Consider the following 20898-nt stretch of genomic DNA (forward strand, 5'->3'; position numbering starts at 1 on the left):
TTGGTTCTATGAAAAGGCCGCCGGAAAAGCGGCCTTTTGCACTACCGGAAGTTTTCAGGATGAAAAATCGTTTCAAATCCTGCCATGTGATAGCGGTTGAGCTGGCGGACATAGTGGAGCGCCCGGGCCTTATCCATGCGGTGCCGCACCGGCTCAAACATTCCGTTGAAGTAGGCGGTGGTAACGATATGGATCAAGTCCTCGGTGACCTGACCGGAGCGGACGCTCTCACAGCCGATGACCTCCATGTATTTGTAGGTGTAACTGACTTCGATCTCCACCAACTCGTCAATATAGTGGGCATATTCCGTCCCGGCGGCCCGGCGGAGTAGCAGTTCAAACTCCGGCAGGTGCTCATAGATGTAGTCAAACAGTCCCTCCTGGGCATGGGCGGTGTAACGCCCCATCTCCTCCTGCTGGGTTGGGCCGTCAAACTGGTGAAAAGACTCCTGAATCTCCAAAAAACGGCGCTTCAGCTCTCCCGCGGCAGGCTCCACCAGGGCCCGGAACAATCCCGCCTTGTCAGTAAAGCGGGTATAGATGGAGCCGGTGCTGGTTCCCGCCGCTTTGGCGATGTCCCGCAGGGAGGCCAGAGCAAAGCCTTTTTCCAAAAATTCCTGACGGGCGCAGCGGAGTACATTTTCATAGACCCCTTCGATCTGCTTTGCCATGGTATCGCCTCACAATTCAAAACAGTGTTTTATAACAATGTTTTGAATATACAACCAAAGAGCGAGTTTGTCAAGAGAGGATTTCCCCTTGACAGGGGCAGAAAGGGATGCTATATTGATAATCAGATTATCGGTAATCAAATTATCATTTGTCGGGAGGGGTGTTATGGCAAGACCGGATACTTCCATCGACCCTCGGATCATGGACAGTGCCAGAGAGGAGTTCCTGGCGCTTGGCTTTGAGAGGGCTTCCCTGAAATCCATCTGCCAGCGAGCGGGTGTGACAACCGGGGCTCTTTATAAGCGTTACGCCGGAAAAGAGGAACTGTTTCGCGCTGTGGTGGCGGATACGGTGGCGGATTTGGATGCTGTTTATGAGGAGCGGACGGCGGTGCCGGCATCCGCCCTCTCCGACGAAGACCTGATCCGGGCGTGGTATATGGATGAGGAATACATGCTGTGGTGGTTCCGCTTTCTCAATGAGCGGCGGGATGGCTTTGTGCTGCTGCTCACCGGAGCGGAGGGCACCGCTTACGCCAACTTCCAGCACGACTGGGTGGAGAAAATGACGGAAGGCACCTGGACCTACTACGCCGAGGCCAGACGCCGGGGCTTGTGTACTGTGGATATGACGCAGGAGGAGCTCCATGTAGTCCTGTCCGCCTTCTGGACCACCATTTACGAGCCCTTTATCCACGCCTTCGCCTGGCCGGAGATCCAGCGCCACTGCACTTTGGTCTGCCGTCTCTTTGACTGGTACGCTGCCCTGGGATTCCCCAAGGGATGAAAAACGCCTCTGCGGAGGCTTTTTTCTCGCTAATAAGTTAGCAATAACTAACTAAAAAGGAGTGATACTGTGTTTCAAAAAGTCCTGCGCTACACTGGACGCCACCGGAAGACGACTTATGCCTCCATTCTGGTACTGGTGGCCGGCGTGGCCATGAGCGTGCTGCCCTATTTCTTCCTCTACCGCCTGCTGAGACCCCTGCTGACTGGGGGCAGTCTCACATTGGAGGAAACCCTGTTCAACGCCGGGGCCATGGCTCTGTGCATGGTCCTCTACGGCCTTCTCTATGTGGAGGGGCTGGCACTGTCCCACCGTTCCGCCTATCATACTTTGGAAAACCTCCGGCTCCATCTCCAGAGCAAGCTGGAAAAGCAGCCCCTGGGCGCGATCCAGGAGAAGGGCGTTGGCGTCTGGAAGAAGATGTTCATTGACGACATCGAGAGCATGGAACTTCTGCTGGCCCACGCCCTGCCGGAAGGGTTGTCCAATCTGGCGGTGCCGGTGGTGGTATTTGCGGCCATGTTCCTCACGGACTGGAAGCTGGGTCTGCTTTCCCTCTGCTCCCTTCCGCTGGGCGTACTGGCCATGGGCATGATGTACCGCTCCGGCATGAGCAAGATGGGAGACTACTACGCCGCCGGGCAGAAAATGAACAACACCATCGTGGAGTACATCAACGGCATGGAGGTAGTGAAGGTCTTCAACCGGGACGGAGAGTCCTATCACCGCTTTGAGACCGATGTAAAAAACTACCGTGATTTTACTCTGGATTGGTTCCGGGCCTGCTGGCTGTGGATGGCCCTCTACACCAGCATTTTGCCCTGCGTGGCGCTGGTGCTGCTGCCAGCCGGCGGCTATCTGGTACTCACCGGCGCCTCTACCTTGCCGGATTACGCGCTGGTATTGTGTATGTCTTTTTCCGTGGGACCGCCTCTGATCCGAGCCATGAACTTTATGTCGGTGCTGCCCCAGCTGAGCTACAAGATTGACCAAATGGAATCTCTGTTCAATATTCCGCCCCTGAAAGAAGGAAAAACGGATTTCAACGGAAACGATTTGCAGATCCGCTTTGAGAATGTGCGGTTTTCTTATGAAAAGGACGAAGTCCTCCACGGCATCTCCTTCTCTGTCCCACAGGGGAGCCTCACTGCTTTGGTGGGAGAATCCGGCAGCGGGAAGTCGACCCTTGCCAAGCTGCTGGTCCACTTTTACGATGTGACGGACGGACGCATCACGCTGGGGGGGCAAGACCTGCGAGAGATGTCCCTCGCCTCTCTGAATGAGCAGATCTCCTTCGTCGCGCAGGAGCAGTTCCTGTTCAACACCAGCCTGTTGGAGAACATCCGGCTGGGAAGACCCGGCGCCACCGACGAGGAGGTGCTGGCGGCGGCGGAACGGGCTCAATGCGGAGAGTTTCTGAAACGGCTGGAAAAAGGAATCTATACCATGGCCGGCGATGGCGGCAAAGGGCTTTCCGGCGGGGAGCGGCAGCGGATAGCCCTGGCCCGGGCGATTTTGAAGGACGCTCCCATCGTGGTGCTGGATGAGGCCACCGCTTTTTTGGACCCGGAGAATGAGGAGAAAATGAACGCCGCCATTGCCGAGGTGATCCGGGGCAAGACGGTCATCGTCATCGCCCACCGGCTTCAGTCCATTGCAGGCGCCGATCAGATCGTGGTGCTGGATCAGGGCAATGTGGCAGGGATCGGCCGCCACGATACATTGCGAAAGACTTGCCCCGCCTATGAAAAACTGTGGCGGGCTGCCGAGGGAGCCGCTGCCTGGCGTGTCTCTGCGGAGAAAGGAGGCGACGAGGCATGATCGCGCTGATGAAACGAATCCTGTCCGTATCCGGCCCCTATCAGAGGCGGATCAAGCTGGCCTTTGTCTTTGCGTTCCTGAAGGCCATGCTGTCCAAGGCCCCCATCGGTCTGTCCTTCCTGGCTCTGAGCGCTTTTCTCCAGGGAACCATGACGGCACGGTGGTGCCTGTGGCTGGCGGTGGGCACGGTGGGCTGCGTGCTGCTGGAGTGCCTGTGCCAGAACATCGCCGACCGGCTCCAGGCCGCGGCGGGCTATATGGTATTCGCCGATCTGCGCATGGAGCTGGGACGGCATCTGCGCCGCCTGCCCATGGGCTATTTCACAGAGGGCAACATCGGCAAAATCAGTTCCGTTCTGTCCACCGACATGGTGTTCATTGAGGAGAACTGTATGCACGACATTGCCAACATGATGAGCTATACCTTTGCCCAAGCCATTCTTGTGCTGTGGCTGGCCTTCCTGAATCCCTGGCTGGGACTGGCCGCCTTGGTGGTGGTAGGGATCATTTGGCAGCTGGGCCGCGCTTCCCTGGGGAGCACCCTGGCTCACTCTGATGTCCGACAGGAGCAGAGCGAGGCTCTCACACGGGCAGTGCTGGACTATGTGGAGGGCATTGGTATTGCCAAGACCTTCAACCTGCTGGGAGAGCGTTCCGAGCAACTCACCGAAAATTTCGCCCGGAGCCGCAAGGTCAGCATCGAGTTCGAGGAGAGCCAGGCTCCCTGGATGCGGGCCCTCTATCTGGTGTGCGGTCTGGGCTCGGTGCTGATAATCCCCCTGTCACTCTGGCTCTATGGCCGTGGGCAGCTCTCCATCACCTTCCTGCTGGGTGTCTTGCTCTTCGTCTTTGACCTCTTCGGCCCCATTAAGGCACTCTACAGCCAAGCCACCCGCCTGACGGTGATGAACGCCTGCATGGACCGGATCGAGGCGGTACTGGCCCAGCCAGAACTACCTGACCGGGGCCGGGAGACCTTACCCAAAGCCGGCGGTGCCCCGGAGGTGGAGTTCCGAAATGTCACCTTCGCCTACGGGGAGAAAGAGGTACTGCATGATGTCTCTTTCACACTGAAGAAAAACCGGATGCTGGCCCTGGTGGGGCCCTCTGGCGGCGGTAAAAGTACGGTAGCCAACCTGCTCTCCCGGTTTTGGGATGTCAAACAGGGCCAAATCTTAGTGCGGGGCAGGGATATCCGCGATATTCCTCTTTCTGATCTGATGGATCAGATCTCCATGGTGTTCCAGCGGGTCTACTTATTCCAGGATACCGTCTATAACAATATCGCCATGGGACGGACAGACGCCACACGGGAGGAGGTCTATGAGGCGGCCAGAAAAGCCCGATGCTATGACTTCATCATGGAACTGCCCGACGGCTTTGACACGGTCATCGGCGAAGGTGGAGCCAGCCTATCCGGCGGAGAGCGACAGCGAATCTCCATTGCTCGCTGCATTCTGAAGGATGCTCCCATCGTCATTCTGGATGAGGCCACTGCCAGCGTGGACGCCGACAATGAGAGCTACATCCAGGAGGCCATCACCCAACTGTGCCGGGGCAAGACCCTGTTGGTCATTGCCCACCGGCTCAATACCATTCGTCACGCCGATGAGATCCTGGTTATCGACCAGGGGCGCATCGTTCAGGCCGGCGCCCACGACACACTGATGGAGGAGGAGGGCATTTATCGCCGCTTCATCACCGCCCGCTCCAATCCCACCAGTTGGTGCCGGTAAAGGCAGAGGCGCGAAAGAAAAGAATGACCGGGATGCGTGTCCCGGTCATTCTTCGTTCCAGCTTCTTCCCTTGATTGATCCCGGGGGGCATACAAATCCAATATAGTGGCATCTTGCAATTTCATGCGACAAAGAGTATGATGTGGTTAGCAAACACTAACCGTTATTGAGGTGACCATACTGTATGGATGACAACAAGCAGTTTTGGGAGCGGTTTTCACGGCATTACGCCGGCTTCATGCGCCGCTCTCAGGCGACCTATCAGCAGATCTGCAAAACAATGCGTCCTTTTCTGAAACGGGACATGGATGTGCTGGAGTTGGCCTGCGGAACAGGCCAGCTGTCCGTGCCGCTGTCTCCATGTGTCCGGAGCTGGGAGGCAACCGACTTTTCAGCTGAAATGATCCATCAGGCCAAAAAGCAGGTGCATTCGTCCCGGCTCCATTTCTCCGTCCAGGACGCTACCAAGCTGCCCTACGGCCCGGAGAGCTTCGATGCAGTCGTGATCTCCAACGCCCTCCATGTCATGCCTCACCCGGAAAAAGCTCTGGCGGAAGCCTGGCGGGTTCTGAAGCCGGGGGGATGGCTGTTCGCCCCCACCTTTGTCTGGGGCAAAAGCCGAAGCGCCAGACTCCGGCTCTGGTTCATGGGGCTTTCAGGCTTTCGGGTGTATCATGTCTGGACTGCCGGGGAGCTGATGGCATACCTGTCCGAGCGCGGCTATTCCATCGTTCGCCATCCACTTCTCGGAAGTTCGTTGGCGCCGCTGTGCTGCCTGATGGCCAGGAAGATCCCGGATGAACGGAGCGCGGCACGGCAGACCACCTTCCGGTCCGCGCAGCTCGATGATCCAAAAGTCAAGAAGGAGTGAAAGAACATGTGGAAGTACACAGTGGAAGTCAATGGAATGATGTGCGGGATGTGCGAGGCCCATGTCAATGACGCTGTGCGCAAAGCCTGCCCGGTCAAAAAGGTGAGTTCTTCCCGGAGCAAAAACCAGACCGTGATCCTCTCTGAAACAGAGCTGGACACGGAGGTGCTCATGAACGCCATTCGCGGCATGGGGTATGAGGTCGGAGCGATCCAGAAAGAGCCGTATAAAAAAAGAGGACTATTCGGTTGAGTTCATTGGCGGCAGCGGTCAGAAAAGAGGCGTGAATATGAACACGGCAATGCAGTCGTTTGGATATGGATTAGCGGCTCTGCTGTTTTGCATCGCTATTCTTGGCGTGTGCCATAATATCAAAAAAGCCGCCCGAAAGGTTTTGAAAAGCCAGCAGACACATAAGGATGAGCTGCCGTAAGCGTTTGGAGCTATGGAGCAGATGCGCTTGGCGGTGAACTTACACAGCAGGTCGCTCCTGATTTAAAAGCGCAGATCACATAAAATGCGGTGGAGGCCATATCCAGGCTCCACCGCATTTGATATTCCGTGCCAAATGGCAGGTATTCACTTATCGCGTTGCCGCTCGATAGCAAAGTCCGCCAAATTTGCATAGGCTCATTGCCCGTGCGCATCTTCCCGCATTTTCGTTACCTGCTCCAAGTGCGCCTGCACCGCCGCAAAGGATTTTTCGCTGATCACATGCTCGATCCGGCAGGCATCTTCGGTCGCAGTCTCTTCGTCCACGCCTAATTCCATCAGCATCTGGCTCAACACCGTGTGGCGGGTGTACATCGTCTTAGCAATGGCAAGCCCGGTCTCCGTCAGGGTGATCGCACCGTCAGCATCCACATTCACATATCCGTCCTTTTTCAGAATGGACATGGCTCTGCTGACGCTGGGCTTGGTAAAGCCCAACTGCTCTCCCACATCGATAGCTCGAACGAAGGTGCTGTTCTGTGAAAGAATATAGATGGTTTCCAGATACATCTGGCCAGACTCGTGAATCGCCATAGGAACCTCCAAAAAACGGGCGTTTTGCTTATTATAACACAGGCGTCCGACAAGCGCCATTTTTTCTGTCAACAAAATCCATCCGTCCTCTTGACAAGCGAATTTGTCCTGTATATAATTGCATTAGTTAGCTACCGCTAACCAAGAGGCGGCAGCTATATATTTAACGCATTGGTTAGCAATCGCTAACTACATTTACTGTCAGTTTTTTTATTTCGCCGTACAGTCTTCGCATGGACATGATTTTGTGAGGGAAACGCCTATGTCAGAGGATCTGCTGATTCGCCATTGTTCTCCCACCCTGGCCGGGATCAAGACGGGAAACCTCTTTTCCTGTGCCTGCCCCAGCCGGAAGGATCTGACGAGAGACTTGTGTCGACTGAACAAGAAACTGGTTCCCAGAGGAATACGCGTCCTTCCGCTCCGGGTTCGCAAAGGCCGCGCTTTGATCTATGCCTACCGGCCCAATGCATTGGAGAGCGATCTGACCGATCAGCGGGCCAGAGCCTTGCTTCTGAAATACGGCTATGTGCCGGAAAACCCCAATGGCTGTGTGGTTCACCTGATCCACCGGCTCCGGAGCGAGGGGGAATTCCCCCATGAGATCGGCCTGTTTTTGAGCTATCCGCCGGAGGATGTGCTGGGTTTTATCTGCAATCGGGCGTGCAATCACAAATGCGTGGGCTGCTGGAAGGTCTACGGCAACGAACAGGCCGCCAGAAATATCTTTGAGAAATACGAGATGTGCAGCAAAATCTACTTCCGGCAGTGGCAGCAAGGGAAATCCATCGAGCAGCTCACCGTGGCTGGTTGATGTTTCTACCATAACAAATCCAGAAAGAAAGGTCGTTGAGTCTTATGAGTAAAGTTGCAGTTGTGTATTGGAGCGGCACGGGAAACACCGAGGCCATGGCCATGGCGGTGGCTGAAGGCGCCAAGGGCAAGGGCGCCGAGGTATCTGTGATCACCGCCGCAGAGTTCTCACCGGAGCAGGTCGGCGAGTATTCCGCCATCGCTTTCGGCTGCCCCTCCATGGGGTCGGAGCAGCTGGAGGAGAGCGAGTTCGAGCCTATGTTCACCGCCTGTGAGGGCAGGCTGAGCGGGAAGAATATTGCTCTGTTCGGCTCCTACGGCTGGGGGGACGGCGAATGGATGCGCAGCTGGGAGTCCCGCTGCAACGACGACGGCGCCAATCTGGCCTGTGAGAGCGTAATCTGCAACGAAGCTCCGGACGATGACGCTCTGGCGGCCTGCCGCGAGCTGGGCGCATCGCTGGCCTGACAAAAGCACCGCAGAAGGCAGGAGGTGCTTGTCTCCTGCCTTCTCTCTGGTTCCCCGGTCAGCATAGGTAAAACCAATTCCGAACCCAGAGAAACAGGTCGTGAGAAATCATGCTGAAAGAATATTTATTGAGCCAGGACTCCGGCACAGGCCGTTGGAGCCACGGTATGCCGGGGGTGCAGATCTGCCGATTTTCCCTGCCGGAGCCGGAGCAGGAACCTCTGCGGTCTGTCCCAGTGTGCGGCGCACCGCTCCAGTTTGAGGCGCTGTTCTGCATGACCGGCCGCCTTACTGTCCGAGCGTTGCAGGGTACTTCCTACACGGTGGATGCTCCGGCCATCTTCCTCCTCTCCGACAGCTCCGCTCTCCGCTCGTGTCAGTATAGCGGAAACCTGGGCGGCGTTTTGATTGCCGTAGACGCCAAAGCCGCAAAAGAAAGCCTTGTGACGGTCTGCTCCACCCTGGGGATGAGGTTGGACACCAGGATCGTCAAGGAGAAGATGACGGCGAGGAACGGTTGCATGGCTCTGTGCGGCACACCTTGGACGCAGTCATTTTTTGAAACGGTTCGCTATCTGTCTGAGCAGGAGCAGGAACGCTACTGTGTTTTCAAGTCGGTGGAACTGCTGTATCTGCTCTGCACCGAGGTATCTGAATCGAATGGCTCTCTCTCCGGCTCAGGCTGCCCAGTATCCCACAGTCTGTTGGAAGTCAAGGCATACATCCAGACGCATCTGTCTGATAAGCTTACCATTGCGTTCCTCTGCAAACAGTTTTCGCTTTCCCCGACCTTCTTGAAAGAAGGGTTCCGCCGCGCCTATGGCATGCCGATTCACAGCTTTTTGGTTCAACAGCGCCTCCGTCGGGCACAGGAGCTGATCTGCACCACCCGGATGCCCATTCAGCAAATTGCGCAGGCTGTGGGGTATGAGGGTATGAGCCAGTTCAACGCAGCGTTCAAGCGGGAGTATGGCATGACCCCCGGCCAGTACAGAAAAATGTCGGAAACCGCAACTCTGCGTCCGTTTTGACAGCGACAAACACCCACGGTTTCTGCTACAATAATCAGACATTCCAAAGCATTCAAAGGAGTGACAGCGATGAAACAGCATCGTTTTTGGGCGTGGGGCGCCGTGATCTGCATGATCATGGTCATGGTCACCGGCTACAAACGGAAATAAGGGAAAGGAAGGATCACAATGAGCGTTTATACGAAACTTGCCTGCTTTGCGGGTGGTGCGTTGTTTGGTTCTTTTGGCATCAAGCTGCTGTCCAGCAAGGACGCCAAGAAAGCCTATGTCCATGTCACGGCCGCCGGCCTGCGGATGAAGGATTCGGTCATGGGGACTGTGACCACGGTGCAGGAAAACGCCGCGGACATTCTGGCCTCCGCCAAGGAGCTGAATGAGGACCGGGCTGCGAAGGAAGCGGAGGAAGCCGCCGCTGCCAAACTGGAGAGCGAAGAAGGCTGATTGACCCAGAGGGAGCCGCCAGCGGCTCCCTCTTTTCGTGAAGGAGGAACCTATGAACGCAACCATATTGCACGAAAGCCGGGGGCGCATCCGGTTCCGGCTGCGGCAAAAACAAATGACACTCGCTCAGGCGGATCTGCTGGAGGCATGGATTCAGGGAAAGTCCTGGTGCCGGCAGGTCACCGTCCATGAGCGAACCTGCTGCGTCATCCTGTACTACGATGGGACTCGCCAAGCCGTGCTGAACGAAATTCGGCATTTTTCCTGGCAGGAGGCGGAGCGGACCACCGCGCTGCCCGCCCACAGCAGCCGGGCGCTGAACCGGGAATTTGAGGAGAAGCTGGTGGCAAAGGTGGTGTGCAAGGCCGCCTGCACCCTGTTTCTCCCGTCTCCATTGCGGATTGCCCGCATTCTCTGGCACATGATCCCCTTTGTGCGGAGAGGACTGCGCTGCCTGCTGCGCCGCCGTATCAAGGTGGAACTGCTGGATGCCCTGTCTATTTCCATTTCTGCCTGCAGAAGGGACTTCGGAACCGCCGGAATGGTCATGTTTCTGCTGGAGGTGGGTGAGCTGCTGGAGGAGTGGACCCGAAAGAAATCCGTGGCGGATCTGGCCCGGTGTATGTCCTTAAATGTGGATCGGGTCTGGCTGCGCACGGCCCAGGGCGAGGTACTGGTCCCCGTGTCCCAGATCCAGCCGGGGGACGCCGTGGTGGTTCGTGCCGGCGGTATCATCCCCGTGGATGGTCTGGTTCTGGAGGGGGAGGTCACCGTCAATCAGGCGTCCCTCACCGGAGAGTCCATCCCGGTACCCAAGCGCCCCGGCGGCGCGGTCTATGCCGGCACTGTGGTAGAGGAGGGCGAATGTGTGCTGGAAGTGAAGCAAGCCTCCGGCCAGAGCCGCTATGACCAGATCGTCCACATGATCGAGCAGTCGGAGCAGATGAAGTCGGAGGCTGAGAGCAAGGCCGCCAATCTGGCGGATAAGCTGGTGCCCTATACCTTCGCCGGGAGCCTCATCAGCTTTGCCCTCACCCGGAATATGGCGCGAGCCCTGTCGGTGCTGATGGTGGACTTCTCTTGCGCGCTGAAGCTGGCCATGCCTCTGGCCGTCCTCTCCGCCATGCGGGAGGCGGGACGCGCCCACATCACCGTCAAGGGCGGCAAATTCCTGGAGGCTGTGGCGGCTGCCGATACCATCGTCTTTGACAAGACCGGCACCCTGACCCACGCCTGCCCCCGGGTGGCTCAGGTGGTATCTTTCGGCACCAAGGAGGAAGCCGAAATGCTGCGGCTGGCCGCCTGCCTGGAGGAACACTTCCCACATTCCATGGCCAACGCCGTGGTGGAGGAGGCGAAGCGCCGGGGCCTGCGTCACGATGAGTACCACTCCAAGGTGGAATATTTGGTGGCCCACGGCATCGCCAGCACCGTAGATGGGGAGCGGGTCCTCATCGGCAGCGCCCACTTTGTCTTTGAGGATGAGGGCTGCATCATTCCGGAGGGCGAGCAGGAACGCTTTGACGCCCTGCCGCCGGAGTATTCCCACCTGTATCTGGCGGTGGGGAGACAGCTTGCCGCTGTGATCTGCATCTCCGACCTGCTACGTGAGGAGGCGAAGGAAGTCATATCCGCCCTCCGCGCCCTGGGGATCACCAGTACCGTTATGCTCACCGGCGACAGTTACCGCACCGCCGCAGCCATTGCCGCCCAGGTGGGAGTGGATGACTTCCGCGCCGGAGTCCTTCCGGCGGACAAGGCGGAGTATGTGGCACGGCTCCGCCGGGAGGGGCATACTGTCCTGATGGTGGGCGACGGCATCAACGACTCACCGGCCTTGTCCGAGGCGGATGCGGGCATTGCCATCAGCGACGGCGCCGCCATCGCCCGGGAGATTGCGGACATCACCATTGCCGCCGACAGCCTCTGGGAGCTGGTGGAACTGCGCCGGATCGCCATGGCGCTGATGGCGCGCATCCACTCCAACTACCGCTTCGTTATCGGCTTCAACGGCGCCCTGATTGCCCTTGGTGTGGCCGGTGTTCTGCCGCCCGCCACCTCTGCCACGCTGCACAATCTCTCCACCCTGGGCGTCAGCTTACGGAGTATGAGTGCATTACCACTTAGCAAAAAGAATACACCATGACGAATAAGGAGAGGCAATCTACAGAGATCGCCTCTCCTTATTTTACTTCTTTCTAAATAGGTAATTATTTGCCTGATACATGCCTCTATATACCCAACGCCTGTGCATGGAAAAAACCGTGCTGCTTGTCACGCATGATCCCACAGAGCTGGATATGCTGGGTGTGCCGAATTGCTGACAGAACTGGAATAAAAAACGGGCTTCACAGATGTCAAAATGCTTCTATGGAGTCCGTTCTTTTTCTGTCAGCAGGACGGGGTCTTCACGACCACCAGGTACATCTTGAACGCTGTCACCGCCTGTACTGCGTGAGGGATGCCGGCAGGCATGATAATGGCTTCTCCTGCGTTTAGGGTGTGGGGAACGCCGTCAATGGTAATTTGTGCCGTTCCTTCCAAAATAGTCGCCATAGCGTCTCCGGGAGCAGCGTGGGTGCTAATGGCCTCACCCGCATCAAAGGCAAACAGGGTGATCCCCGCACCGGGCTGTTGGGCCAGGGTCAGGCTGACAACCTTACCCCCTTCATATTCCACTTGCCCCTTCAAGGCAAAGGGCTGCGCATGAGGGACATTCTTAATCAGAGTTTCCATGAGTTATTCCTCCTAAATCATTATGAAAGCGTGATCTGCAGCAGCTTGCAGCCATCCGGAGCAACTACTGCGTGGGGGGTATGGGCGGGAACTGCCAGGCAATCGCCCGTTTGAAGACAGCGGCTGTCCTCCCCCACAGAGACATAAAGCGCCCCCTCCAGAATGTAGTAGAGGGTATCGCCAAAATAGCATTCCTCACTGATACTCTCTCCGTCGCCGAAGGCCAAAAGAGTCATTTGGCAGTGTTCCTGCCGGCTCATAGCCATACTGACCACGCGGCCAGGTTGAATCTGAATCAGCTGGGTGAGCTGCTGGGGCTGCTGTGTGGGCAGGTTGCGTAAAAAGTCCATTGCTCATACCTCCATGGGTCGTTTTATCCTTATGATACCCCAGGAAACGGGATCATTCCATTGCCACAGCAACAACGATCAGGCTGTGATGCGACCAATAATTTCCCGCCGGATCTCCGTCAGTTCCGGCGCCGAGGCATCCCGGCCTTCCCGGCCAGGCAGGGTGATCCATGTTTGAATGGTGGTTGGCCTGGGTGTCAGGACAGCAATTCGGGTGGCCACGGTCAACGCCTCATCAATTTCGTGGGTGACAAACAGAACGCCCGGCTTTTTGATCTTCCAGATCTCCAGAAGCATATTCACCATCTCCATGCGAATGCCGTAGTCCAGTCCCTGAAAGGGCTCATCCATCAGGAAGAACTCTCCGCCGAAATGGAAGGCCCGTGCCAGCGCACATCGACGGGCCATGCCCCCGGAGAGCTGCGTAGGATAGTATCCCTCAAAGCCTTTCAGCCCTACATCCGAAATGAGGGTACGCACAGCCTCCGGCTCAGCATCCTCACGAACCAGACGGATGTTTTCTTCCACCGTTCGCCACGGCAGAAGGCGGGGACTTTGAAACATATAGCTCAGCCGAGTATCGGTTGCCTTGATGGTACCCGTGTCAGGTGTTGCCAGGCCTGAAATCAGGTTAAGAAGCGTGGTCTTTCCGCAGCCGGAGGGACCGATCAGAGCCACGATCTCCCCCGGAGAAAGGGTCAAAGACAAGTCAGACAGGACAGGTAATCCGTCATAGGACTTGGTGATTCCGCTCAGTTTCAGCATGTCACACCTTCTTTCCCACAAAAAGCCATCCTCAGCAATCTTTGTGTGAGATAGCATCCCAATACCAGCAGCAGCGACCAGGCAATGATGGCATCGGGCTCGATGTTGAGCCGGGCCGTGGTGATGGCTCCTCCGATTCCGCTGTTTGTAGTAAGAACCTCTCCCATAACTGCCAGCTTCCATCCGCCTCCGATCACGATTTCCAGCGCTGAGCGGAAATAAGGGCGGATAGAAGGAAGGGTTACATGGCGCAGCATCTTCCAGCGGGAAAATTGGTAAAGGCGCGCCATCTCCAACAGCTGTGGATCTACGCTGCGGACGCCGTGACTGAGGTTGATCACCACAGTTGGAACTGTGGCTGTGGCCACGATGAAGACGCAAGGCTTTCCGTTAAATCCAAACCACACCAGTGCCAGAACCACCCAGCATACGGGCGGAATGGCCTGGAGCACATGGATCAGTGGGGTTCCCACATCCTCTATCTTGGGACACAGGCCAAACAACAGCCCCAGAACAGCGCCAACGCCCACACCGATGGCCAGGCCGGCAATCAGCCTCAGGATCGTTGTTCCTATGGTGGCTCCGAAATCCGACTGCGTCATCAACCGAACCAATGTAGAAAGAACTTGGGCAATGGGGGGCACCACCAGCGGCGGGAAAAAGAGAGATGCCAGCTGCCAGGCTCCCAGCAGCAGGCACACTCCCGAGGCACGGCGGAACCACAGTCCCGCCTTACCCTGCATAGAACAGCCCCTCATCGGGCAGCTTTCCACCGATCATAGAGGGCTCAAAGTTGTAAAGAAGGTTATAAAAGGTATCCAGTTCCTCTTTGGCGTCCTGGGCACTCTTAAAAGTCAAGCCCATATTGGGAATCGCTGCCTCCACAATTGCGGCTTTCATGCCCAGATACTCCTCAGCCAGCGCAGCAGCCTCAGCCGGGTGATCCAACACCCACTGCACGCTCTCCTCATAGGCGGCCTGGAACTGGGCGGCCAGCTCAGGGTTCTCGTCCAGGAATGTCTGCGTGGTGCCGAAGCCCGCGTTGGGGATCATGGTATCGGTGCCGGTGGATCGCTGCCACTCGGTTTCAAAGCTGAGTGCCCGGCGCACATTCTCATTCTGTACCATGGCGGAAGTAACCTGGGGCTCGATCAAGGTGGCGTATTCCGCTTCCCCGGAGGCCAAAAGGGCGGCTACTTCTGCAGTACTGGCGTAGACCACCTGGACATTTTCACCCACCGTCAGGCCGGCCTCACTCATAAAATACTGGGTGAGCGCATCTGGAGGAGAGGACTGAAGCGGAATATATACCGTCTTGCCCTCCAGGTCGCTCCAGGTTGTGAAATTCGGATCGGTGGTCATAAAGTACGTAACGCCCCAGGTGTTCACATTCATCAGACGTACATCAAGTCCCTTATTATAGAGGGTGGATATCACGGTCAGGGGAAATGCGTACAGGTCATGTTCTCCGCCCTGGACCATAGCCAGAAGTTCTTCCGGGGCATTCCACACATTCAGGTCAATTGTCACATTCTCCCCCAGCAGCTGCTCCTCCATCATGTGAAGAACCGGCAGAGCAGGCGGGGCAGTGGGCACGCCTACAGAGATGGTAATCGGTTCGGCGGCCTGGCTGGATTCCTCTGCTGTGTCGTTTTGGTTGGTGCTGTCCGCAGGCGCATTGCCCCCGGCACAACCGGCCAGGGCAAAGAGCATCATAGCAGAAGCCAGGATGGAAGCAAGAGTGCGTTTCATTTGAGATCCTCCAATCTGAATCAATATAATCCTGCTTGTGGTTAGACATAGCTAACCACAAGCAGGATTATTACATAAAACAACAGGACCGTCCGTTGCTATGGCAACGGATAGCCCTGATTTTTCTGTCTATGCGGTTAAAAACTTACTGTCCAAAATTTGAATAACCTGTCCCTGATAAGTAAGAATACCCTCTTTCTGCATTCGGCCCAGTTCTCGGGAAAGGGCGCTGCGATCTACACACAGATAGTCCGCCATCTCTCCACGTCCCATCTCCAAGCGTATCTCACCATTGGAGGCAACTGGCAAACCTTGAAGATAGACCTTAATCCGATTGCGAAGCCGGTTCTGTGCCAACATACGCATTTTCTGGTTGAGGAATAAAGCTCCTCTTCCCATTTCCTGCAACAAATTGGCGGTTACCCGCATCCGGTATGGACACCCGTTCTCTTGCTGCAGCAACAAAGGGTCAAAGTCCAGATAGAGCACCTCTGTATCGTTAAGGGCATCAATTTGAATGGGGCTGTCTTGGGACATGGAGCAGACCAATGTCTCCCCAAACACGCGCCCCCTACTCAGGCGATCAATGGTTAGTAGATTTCCGTCCTCGCTGTAAAGTGAGATCCTTAAGGTGCCAGACATAACAACGCCGGGGCGCTTTTGGCAATCACCGATCCGCAGCAGAATTGTGTCCTTTGGAATTGCCCGCACTTCTCCATGCAGGCAGTTAAGAACATTCTGATACTTTTCTTCCGGAATACCGTCGAACAGCTGGCAACGGCGCATCGCCGCAAAAATCGAACCCATGAGATCCCTCCGTGTTGCTGTGGCAACCGACAAAAACAAAAAGCTTCTTTATAGTTAGCAATAACTAACCATTATTATACTGCTTAGACAATGAAATGTCAATGTAAGGAGGCTGTCTATGAATGGGATCGGTTTAGATTGCGGAACTGCTACTGTCAAACTGGCTATGCTCTCACAGGAGAGGGAGCTTTTGTGGTTCAAATCCTCCGCGCATCATGGTGCCGCAGTTCAAACAGTTCGGGCACTTCTCGGCGAACTACTGCAGGCGGATAGCAATGCTTGCGGCTATCCAGTAATGCTTACCGGAAGCATAGGAAATCGACTTTTAGATGTCTGTCCCGGACTTTTAACTCTGGGCGATATTCCCGCCATCCATCGCGGCATCCATCTGCTGGCGCCGGAAGCGAAATCTGTCATTGAAATTGGAAGTCAGAGCGCCCGTTTCCTCACCGCTCTGGATTGTGGCACTCCCCCCAGATTTGCAGTGAATGAACACTGTGCCGGGGGCACTGGTTCCTTTTTTGAAGACCAAATGTCCCGGCTGGGCCTGCGGATCGAAGACTATTCCGAACTGGTAGCAAAGGCTCGCTCCATTCCCCGCCTCTCTGGCCGATGTGCTGTCTTTGCCAAAACGGATATCATTCACCGACAGCAGGAGGGAGTGCCTACTCCTGACATTCTGCTGGGGCTCTGCTACGCAATGGTCCGCAACTATAAAGCAGTCATTGTGCGGGGACTTTCTGTGGAGAAGCCTGTGGCTTTATGCGGCGGAGTTGGCTACAATGCGGGGGTTCTTCGGGCTATTCGGGATGTTTTTGGTCTCACGGAAGAAGAATTGATTTTACCGAAGAATTTCCTCTACGCCGGCGCCGCCGGGGCTGCGCTGGCTGCTCAGGAGGCAGGCACCTGTTCCATGGGAGAACTACTGGCCTCTCTGTGTGGGCAGGATTCAAACACGGAAGACCGGCTGCACCGTCGTCAGCCACTGGGGCCTGATCCCAAGGTTTTTGTATCTGATCCGCCTGTTTCCGGCCATATCCCACCACAGGGCTGCGCTTTGGGCATTGATGTAGGTTCTACCAGCACAGACCTGGTTCTCACGGATCAATTCGGAGAACTGGTGGACTTCCAGTATCTTCGCACCGCCGGAGACCCGGAGGCTGCGGTGCGAAAGGGCCTGGAGAATATCCGCTCCCGTTTTGGGCGGATTCCCCTTCTGGCAGTTGGCGTCACTGGCTCCGGACGAGAGCGGATCGGCCGGCTCATCGGTGCGGATGCCGTGCGAGATGAGATTACAGCCCAGGCAAGAGCTGCCATCCAATGTATGCCCAAAGCAGATACCGTCTTTGAGATCGGCGGTCAAGATTCTAAATACATCTCCCTTCAGAATGGGCAGGTTGCAGACTTTCAAATGAACAAAATCTGTGCTGCCGGAACCGGCTCCTTTGTGGAGGAGCAGGCCGCACGCATGAACATCCCTTTGAAGGACTTCGGCCGCCTGGCACTTACTGCAAAGGCCCCTGTGGAATTGGGAGAGCGATGCACCGTGTTTATCGAGACCGCTATCCAATCTGCCCAGGCACAGGGAGCCACCCAGGCAGAGGTCGCAGCCGGTTTGTGCCAGTCCATTGTCCGAAATTATCTCCACAAAGTAGTTGGGAGCAAGCCAGTAGGACACCATATTGTGCTCCAGGGCGGTGTGGCCTATAACCCCGGCATCGTGGCCGCTTTCCGCCAGGAATTTGGAGATCGGCTCACAGTCTCTCCCTGCTTCTCCATCAGTGGAGCACACGGCGCCGCCCTGCTGGCACTGGAATCCAAGAAAGGCCCTACCCGCTTCCATGGGTTCGACAGGCAGCCGGAAGCGGAGGTCGCCCTGTCCGCGGAGATTCAACGCAACATCGCCTTTTACCAGCGTGGCCCACGGTTGCTGTTGGAAGGTTATGATCCAACACCTGTCCCCGGAAGGAAAACGGTGGGTGTACCTTTTGCCCTGATGATCCACAAGTTCTTTCCTATGGCAAATGCCTTCTTCCGGCAGTTGGGATTCAATGTACTGCTCTCGCCGTCTACCAACGAGGAGATCATACGCCTCTCCCAACAGACAGCCCAGGCGGAGACCTGTTACCCGGTAAAGCTGATCCATGGTCATATGGCCTGGTTGGCAGAGCGCGGTGTTGACTATATCTTTCTCCCCTCCATCCATACCATGAGGCATGAGACCTCCAAGGTTGAGCACAACTACGGCTGTGTCTATATGCAGACCGCACCTCAGTTGGCCGCCCGTGCCCTTCGTCTGGAGGAGCGGGGCATTGAGTTGCTCAACCCTGTGTTCGATCTGGACTTTGGGCAGGAAGCGATGGCATCAGCTATGCTGGGCCTTGGAAAACAGCTTGGCATCCCCAAACTGCGGTGTCTGCCTGCCCTGATGGCCGGAGCCCAAGCGGTACGCCGGCATACAGCAGCAGTAGAGCGGCAGGGTCGTGAACTGCTTTCCTCTCTGAATCCTGAGGACAGAGTACTTGTACTGATCACCCGGAACTACGGTCTTTCCGATCCGGTGCTGAATATGGGAATCCCTCGTCTGCTGCTGGAACGGGGGCACAAGGTAATTACTCTCTCCCATTTGCCTGCTCACGACCTGGATCTGTCAGCGGACTACCCCAATCTGTACTGGCCCTTCGGACAACACATCCTCTCCGGGGCGAAACTCGTGGCCCATCACCCCAATCTGTACGCCGTCTATCTCACCAATCACGGCTGCGGACCGGATACGATGCTCTCCTATCTGTTCCGGAAGGAGATGGGCGAAAAACCCTATCTGCACATCGAAGTGGATGAGCACTTCTCACCAGTAGGCGTTATTACTCGCATCGAGGCATTTCTCCAGAGTCTGGAAAGCCGTTCCTCTCAGCCACTGCCGGATCACTTTCAGCTCACAGCTGTGGAACACTGCTCTACCAAAGTCGTTGATATCCCAGAATCAAACCACGGCCCTTTATATGTTTTGGATCTGCCGCCGTTTACCACATATCTTAGGAAATATGCTGAAATGGTATGGAATGTGGAAACCCATCCCATGCCTCTGGGCGGCACTTCCCTGGTTTTGGGCCGGGGGGAGACCAGTTCCAAAGAGTACCTTCCCTTCCCCGCATTACTGGGTGGTATTCTGAACGCAGCGGAGAAGGAATCCGATTCCTTTCAGATGCTGATTCCCTCCACCCAAGGCGCGGAGGCCGACGGCCAGTACCCGTGGGCGGTGGAGGCAGTGCTTGCCAACCGGGGACTGGAGCGGGTAACACTGGTTTCCCCGGAACTGGAAACTTTGCCGGAGAACATCCCAGATCCAGACCTGTTGTTCCGAGCCGTGTTGGCAGGAGATCTCATACTGTGCGCCCCGCCTGAGCAGCGCAGCGCACTAAGTCCAGACGACATTCCAAATTGGGACAGCCTGAGCACGTTGGCGGCGCAAATCGGAAGCATCCCTGTCAAAAGCCAGCCTCTTGCCGCGGTGGGAGAACCCCTTACGCTGTTTGCTCTAAACGACGGGGTGCTGGGAACGCTGGAAAGGCAGGGCCGGCCTCTGTATCGTGCCCCCCTGAGCGAGTACCTCTGGTTTCTCTGGCGAGATTCCGGAAGTGTCATAGCCGCTTCCTGGACGGATCAAATGACAGAACTGGGGCGCCTATTGGGGGCGAGAAGCAGCTTCTCCAAAGATCCGGAGGGGATGCGTACTGCAGCGGATCAGCTGCTGCCGAGATTTGCCGGAGCCAACGGTCGGTACCGTTTGGCCAAGGCACGGGAACTTGGCCGAACATCGGCTGGTGTGCTGACGCTGGCTCCCCGGTATGAAAACACAGCAACACTGTTGGATATGACTGGTGAAATGGGTGGAATCCCCCACTTACATCTTGCCATGGACAGTGATTGGGACGAGAGCGCCTGGTCCCGCCTAAACTCCTTCCTCTATTACCTGAAATAAACCCCAGAATCATACCCTTTGTCCGTGCAGGCAGTTTATAGAAGCCTCTTTTGTTTTTATCGACCGAGGCTGTAGAAAAAGCACCGGAGGAGTGGTGAAGGAAAAAACCTGTTGTTGATTTGACCCGATGTATGTCCCTGAATATGGATTGTGTCTGGTGGAGCACAGCTCAGGTCAGGTGCTGTTCCCTACGCCCCAATCCTGCCAGCAAATGCCACAGAGGTCCAAGCAAGCGGCATTATCCCCGTGGGCTGAACGGTATTTGAAGGTGAGGCCACCGTCAATTAGGTATCCACTTGCCAGAGATTCCATCCCAGTTTCCAATCGCAGGCGGCGTTGTTTGTGTAGGAACTATTGCGGAGGAAGTCGAGCTTCGTGGTTTGCGACATGAGGCGTACCACTCCAAGGTGGAGTATCTGGTGTCCCACGGCATCGCCAGCACCGATATACTCATCGGCGACTGTTACCGCACCGCCGCAGCCATTGCCGCCCAGGTGGGAGTGGATGACTTCCGTGCCGGAGTCCTTCCGGCGGACAAGGCGGAGTATGTGGCACGGCTCCGCCGGGAGGGGCATACTGTCCTGATGGTGGGCGACGGCATCAACGACTCACCGGCCTTGTCCGAGGCGGATGCGGGCATTGCCATCAGCGACGGCGCCGCCATCGCCCGGGAGATCGCGGACATCACCATCGCTGCCGATAGTCTCTGGGAACTGGTAGAGCTGCGCCGGATCGCCATGGCGCTGATGGCGCGCATCCACTCCAACTACCGCTTCGTTATCGGCTTCAACGGCGCCCTGATTGCCCTTGGTGTGGCCGGTGTTCTGCCGCCCGCCACCTC

20 protein-coding genes and 1 pseudogene are annotated in these 20898 nt (G+C 56.5%); 13 read left to right on the plus strand and 8 right to left on the minus strand.

The annotated features are described in order from the left end of the window. Positions 1-41: 41 nt before the first annotated feature. Positions 42-671: a TetR/AcrR family transcriptional regulator gene (locus B5F94_RS11715; RefSeq protein WP_006572684.1), complete on the minus strand. Its 630-nt coding sequence runs from the start codon at positions 669-671 to the stop codon at positions 42-44. 166 nt (positions 672-837) lie between these two features. Between B5F94_RS11715 and B5F94_RS11720 the strand changes: the two genes are divergently transcribed. The 6 genes from B5F94_RS11720 (at position 838) to B5F94_RS16945 (ending at position 6319) form a co-directional block, all read left to right on the plus strand. Further along, a complete protein-coding gene (locus B5F94_RS11720) occupies positions 838-1458 on the plus strand; it encodes a TetR/AcrR family transcriptional regulator (protein WP_006572682.1) in 621 nt (206 codons plus the stop codon). A gap of 69 nt (positions 1459-1527) precedes the next feature. Then, a complete protein-coding gene (locus tag B5F94_RS11725) occupies positions 1528-3279 on the plus strand; it encodes an ABC transporter ATP-binding protein (RefSeq protein ID WP_087270334.1) in 1752 nt (583 codons plus the stop codon). After that, entirely contained in the window at positions 3276-5015 is a 1740-nt protein-coding gene (locus tag B5F94_RS11730) for an ABC transporter ATP-binding protein (protein ID WP_087330333.1), read from the plus strand. Before B5F94_RS11725 ends, B5F94_RS11730 begins: the two co-directional genes overlap by 4 nt. 184 nt (positions 5016-5199) lie before the next feature. Then, positions 5200-5886 carry a class I SAM-dependent methyltransferase gene (locus B5F94_RS11735; protein ID WP_087330335.1) on the plus strand — a complete coding sequence of 229 codons (687 nt, stop codon included), beginning with the start codon at positions 5200-5202 and terminating at the stop codon, positions 5884-5886. 6 nt (positions 5887-5892) lie between these two features. After that, positions 5893-6138: a heavy-metal-associated domain-containing protein gene (locus B5F94_RS11740; protein ID WP_087330337.1), complete on the plus strand. Its 246-nt coding sequence runs from the start codon at positions 5893-5895 to the stop codon at positions 6136-6138. A 37-nt stretch (positions 6139-6175) separates the two neighbouring features. Further along, positions 6176-6319 carry a hypothetical protein gene (locus B5F94_RS16945; protein ID WP_242956833.1) on the plus strand — a complete coding sequence of 48 codons (144 nt, stop codon included), beginning with the start codon at positions 6176-6178 and terminating at the stop codon, positions 6317-6319. Between the two features lie 197 nt (positions 6320-6516). Here the strand turns inward: B5F94_RS16945 and B5F94_RS11750 are convergent, their stop codons facing one another. Next, positions 6517-6912, minus strand: a complete 396-nt coding sequence (locus tag B5F94_RS11750; RefSeq protein ID WP_087388225.1) for a metal-dependent transcriptional regulator — start codon at positions 6910-6912, stop codon at positions 6517-6519. Positions 6913-7174: 262 nt separating this feature from the next. On the opposite strand from B5F94_RS11750, the gene B5F94_RS11755 reads away from it, so the two are divergent. From B5F94_RS11755 to B5F94_RS11775, 5 genes are all read left to right on the plus strand, one after another. Beyond that, complete coding sequence (locus tag B5F94_RS11755) at positions 7175-7726, plus strand: DUF3793 family protein (protein WP_087330339.1); 552 nt, start codon at positions 7175-7177, stop codon at positions 7724-7726. Positions 7727-7770: 44 nt separating this feature from the next. Beyond that, the gene (locus tag B5F94_RS11760) at positions 7771-8193 is read left to right on the plus strand and encodes a flavodoxin (protein WP_006575242.1); all 423 of its coding nucleotides are present in this window, start codon (positions 7771-7773) and stop codon (positions 8191-8193) included. 110 nt (positions 8194-8303) lie between these two features. Further along, a complete protein-coding gene (locus B5F94_RS11765; RefSeq protein WP_087330340.1) occupies positions 8304-9224 on the plus strand; it encodes a helix-turn-helix domain-containing protein in 921 nt (306 codons plus the stop codon). 168 nt (positions 9225-9392) lie between these two features. Then, the gene (locus B5F94_RS11770) at positions 9393-9665 is read left to right on the plus strand and encodes a DUF6110 family protein (RefSeq protein WP_087330342.1); all 273 of its coding nucleotides are present in this window, start codon (positions 9393-9395) and stop codon (positions 9663-9665) included. Between the two features lie 52 nt (positions 9666-9717). After that, a complete protein-coding gene (locus B5F94_RS11775; RefSeq protein ID WP_087330344.1) occupies positions 9718-11811 on the plus strand; it encodes a heavy metal translocating P-type ATPase in 2094 nt (697 codons plus the stop codon). 245 nt (positions 11812-12056) lie between these two features. On the opposite strand, the gene B5F94_RS11780 is transcribed toward B5F94_RS11775, so the two are convergent. The 6 genes from B5F94_RS11780 to B5F94_RS11805 form a co-directional block, all read right to left on the minus strand. Next, positions 12057-12401, minus strand: a complete 345-nt coding sequence (locus B5F94_RS11780; RefSeq protein ID WP_006571821.1) for a cupin domain-containing protein — start codon at positions 12399-12401, stop codon at positions 12057-12059. 20 nt (positions 12402-12421) lie between these two features. Beyond that, complete coding sequence (locus B5F94_RS11785) at positions 12422-12751, minus strand: cupin domain-containing protein (protein ID WP_087270358.1); 330 nt, start codon at positions 12749-12751, stop codon at positions 12422-12424. 78 nt (positions 12752-12829) lie between these two features. Continuing rightward, complete coding sequence (locus B5F94_RS11790) at positions 12830-13516, minus strand: ABC transporter ATP-binding protein (protein WP_087270360.1); 687 nt, start codon at positions 13514-13516, stop codon at positions 12830-12832. Next, on the minus strand, positions 13510-14259 hold the full coding sequence (locus B5F94_RS11795) for an ABC transporter permease (protein WP_087330346.1): 750 nt from the start codon (positions 14257-14259) through the stop codon (positions 13510-13512). Before B5F94_RS11795 ends, B5F94_RS11790 begins: the two co-directional genes overlap by 7 nt. Then, the gene (locus B5F94_RS11800) at positions 14249-15268 is read right to left on the minus strand and encodes an ABC transporter substrate-binding protein (protein ID WP_087270366.1); all 1020 of its coding nucleotides are present in this window, start codon (positions 15266-15268) and stop codon (positions 14249-14251) included. The genes B5F94_RS11795 and B5F94_RS11800 overlap by 11 nt, the downstream gene beginning before the upstream one ends. Before the next feature lie 129 nt (positions 15269-15397). Further along, on the minus strand, positions 15398-16075 hold the full coding sequence (locus B5F94_RS11805; protein WP_087330348.1) for a Crp/Fnr family transcriptional regulator: 678 nt from the start codon (positions 16073-16075) through the stop codon (positions 15398-15400). 166 nt (positions 16076-16241) lie between these two features. Here B5F94_RS11805 and B5F94_RS11810 point away from each other — a divergent pair, with 166 nt between their 5' ends. After that, positions 16242-20057 (plus strand): acyl-CoA dehydratase activase, encoded by a 3816-nt coding sequence (locus tag B5F94_RS11810; protein WP_087330351.1) that lies wholly within the window; start codon positions 16242-16244, stop codon positions 20055-20057. A 374-nt stretch (positions 20058-20431) separates the two neighbouring features. Then, positions 20432-20898, plus strand: a pseudogene (locus B5F94_RS11815) (HAD-IC family P-type ATPase); the annotation flags it as partial.

Source organism: Flavonifractor sp. An4 (assembly GCF_002161755.1).
GTDB classification, from domain to species: domain Bacteria; phylum Bacillota; class Clostridia; order Oscillospirales; family Oscillospiraceae; genus Flavonifractor; species Flavonifractor avicola.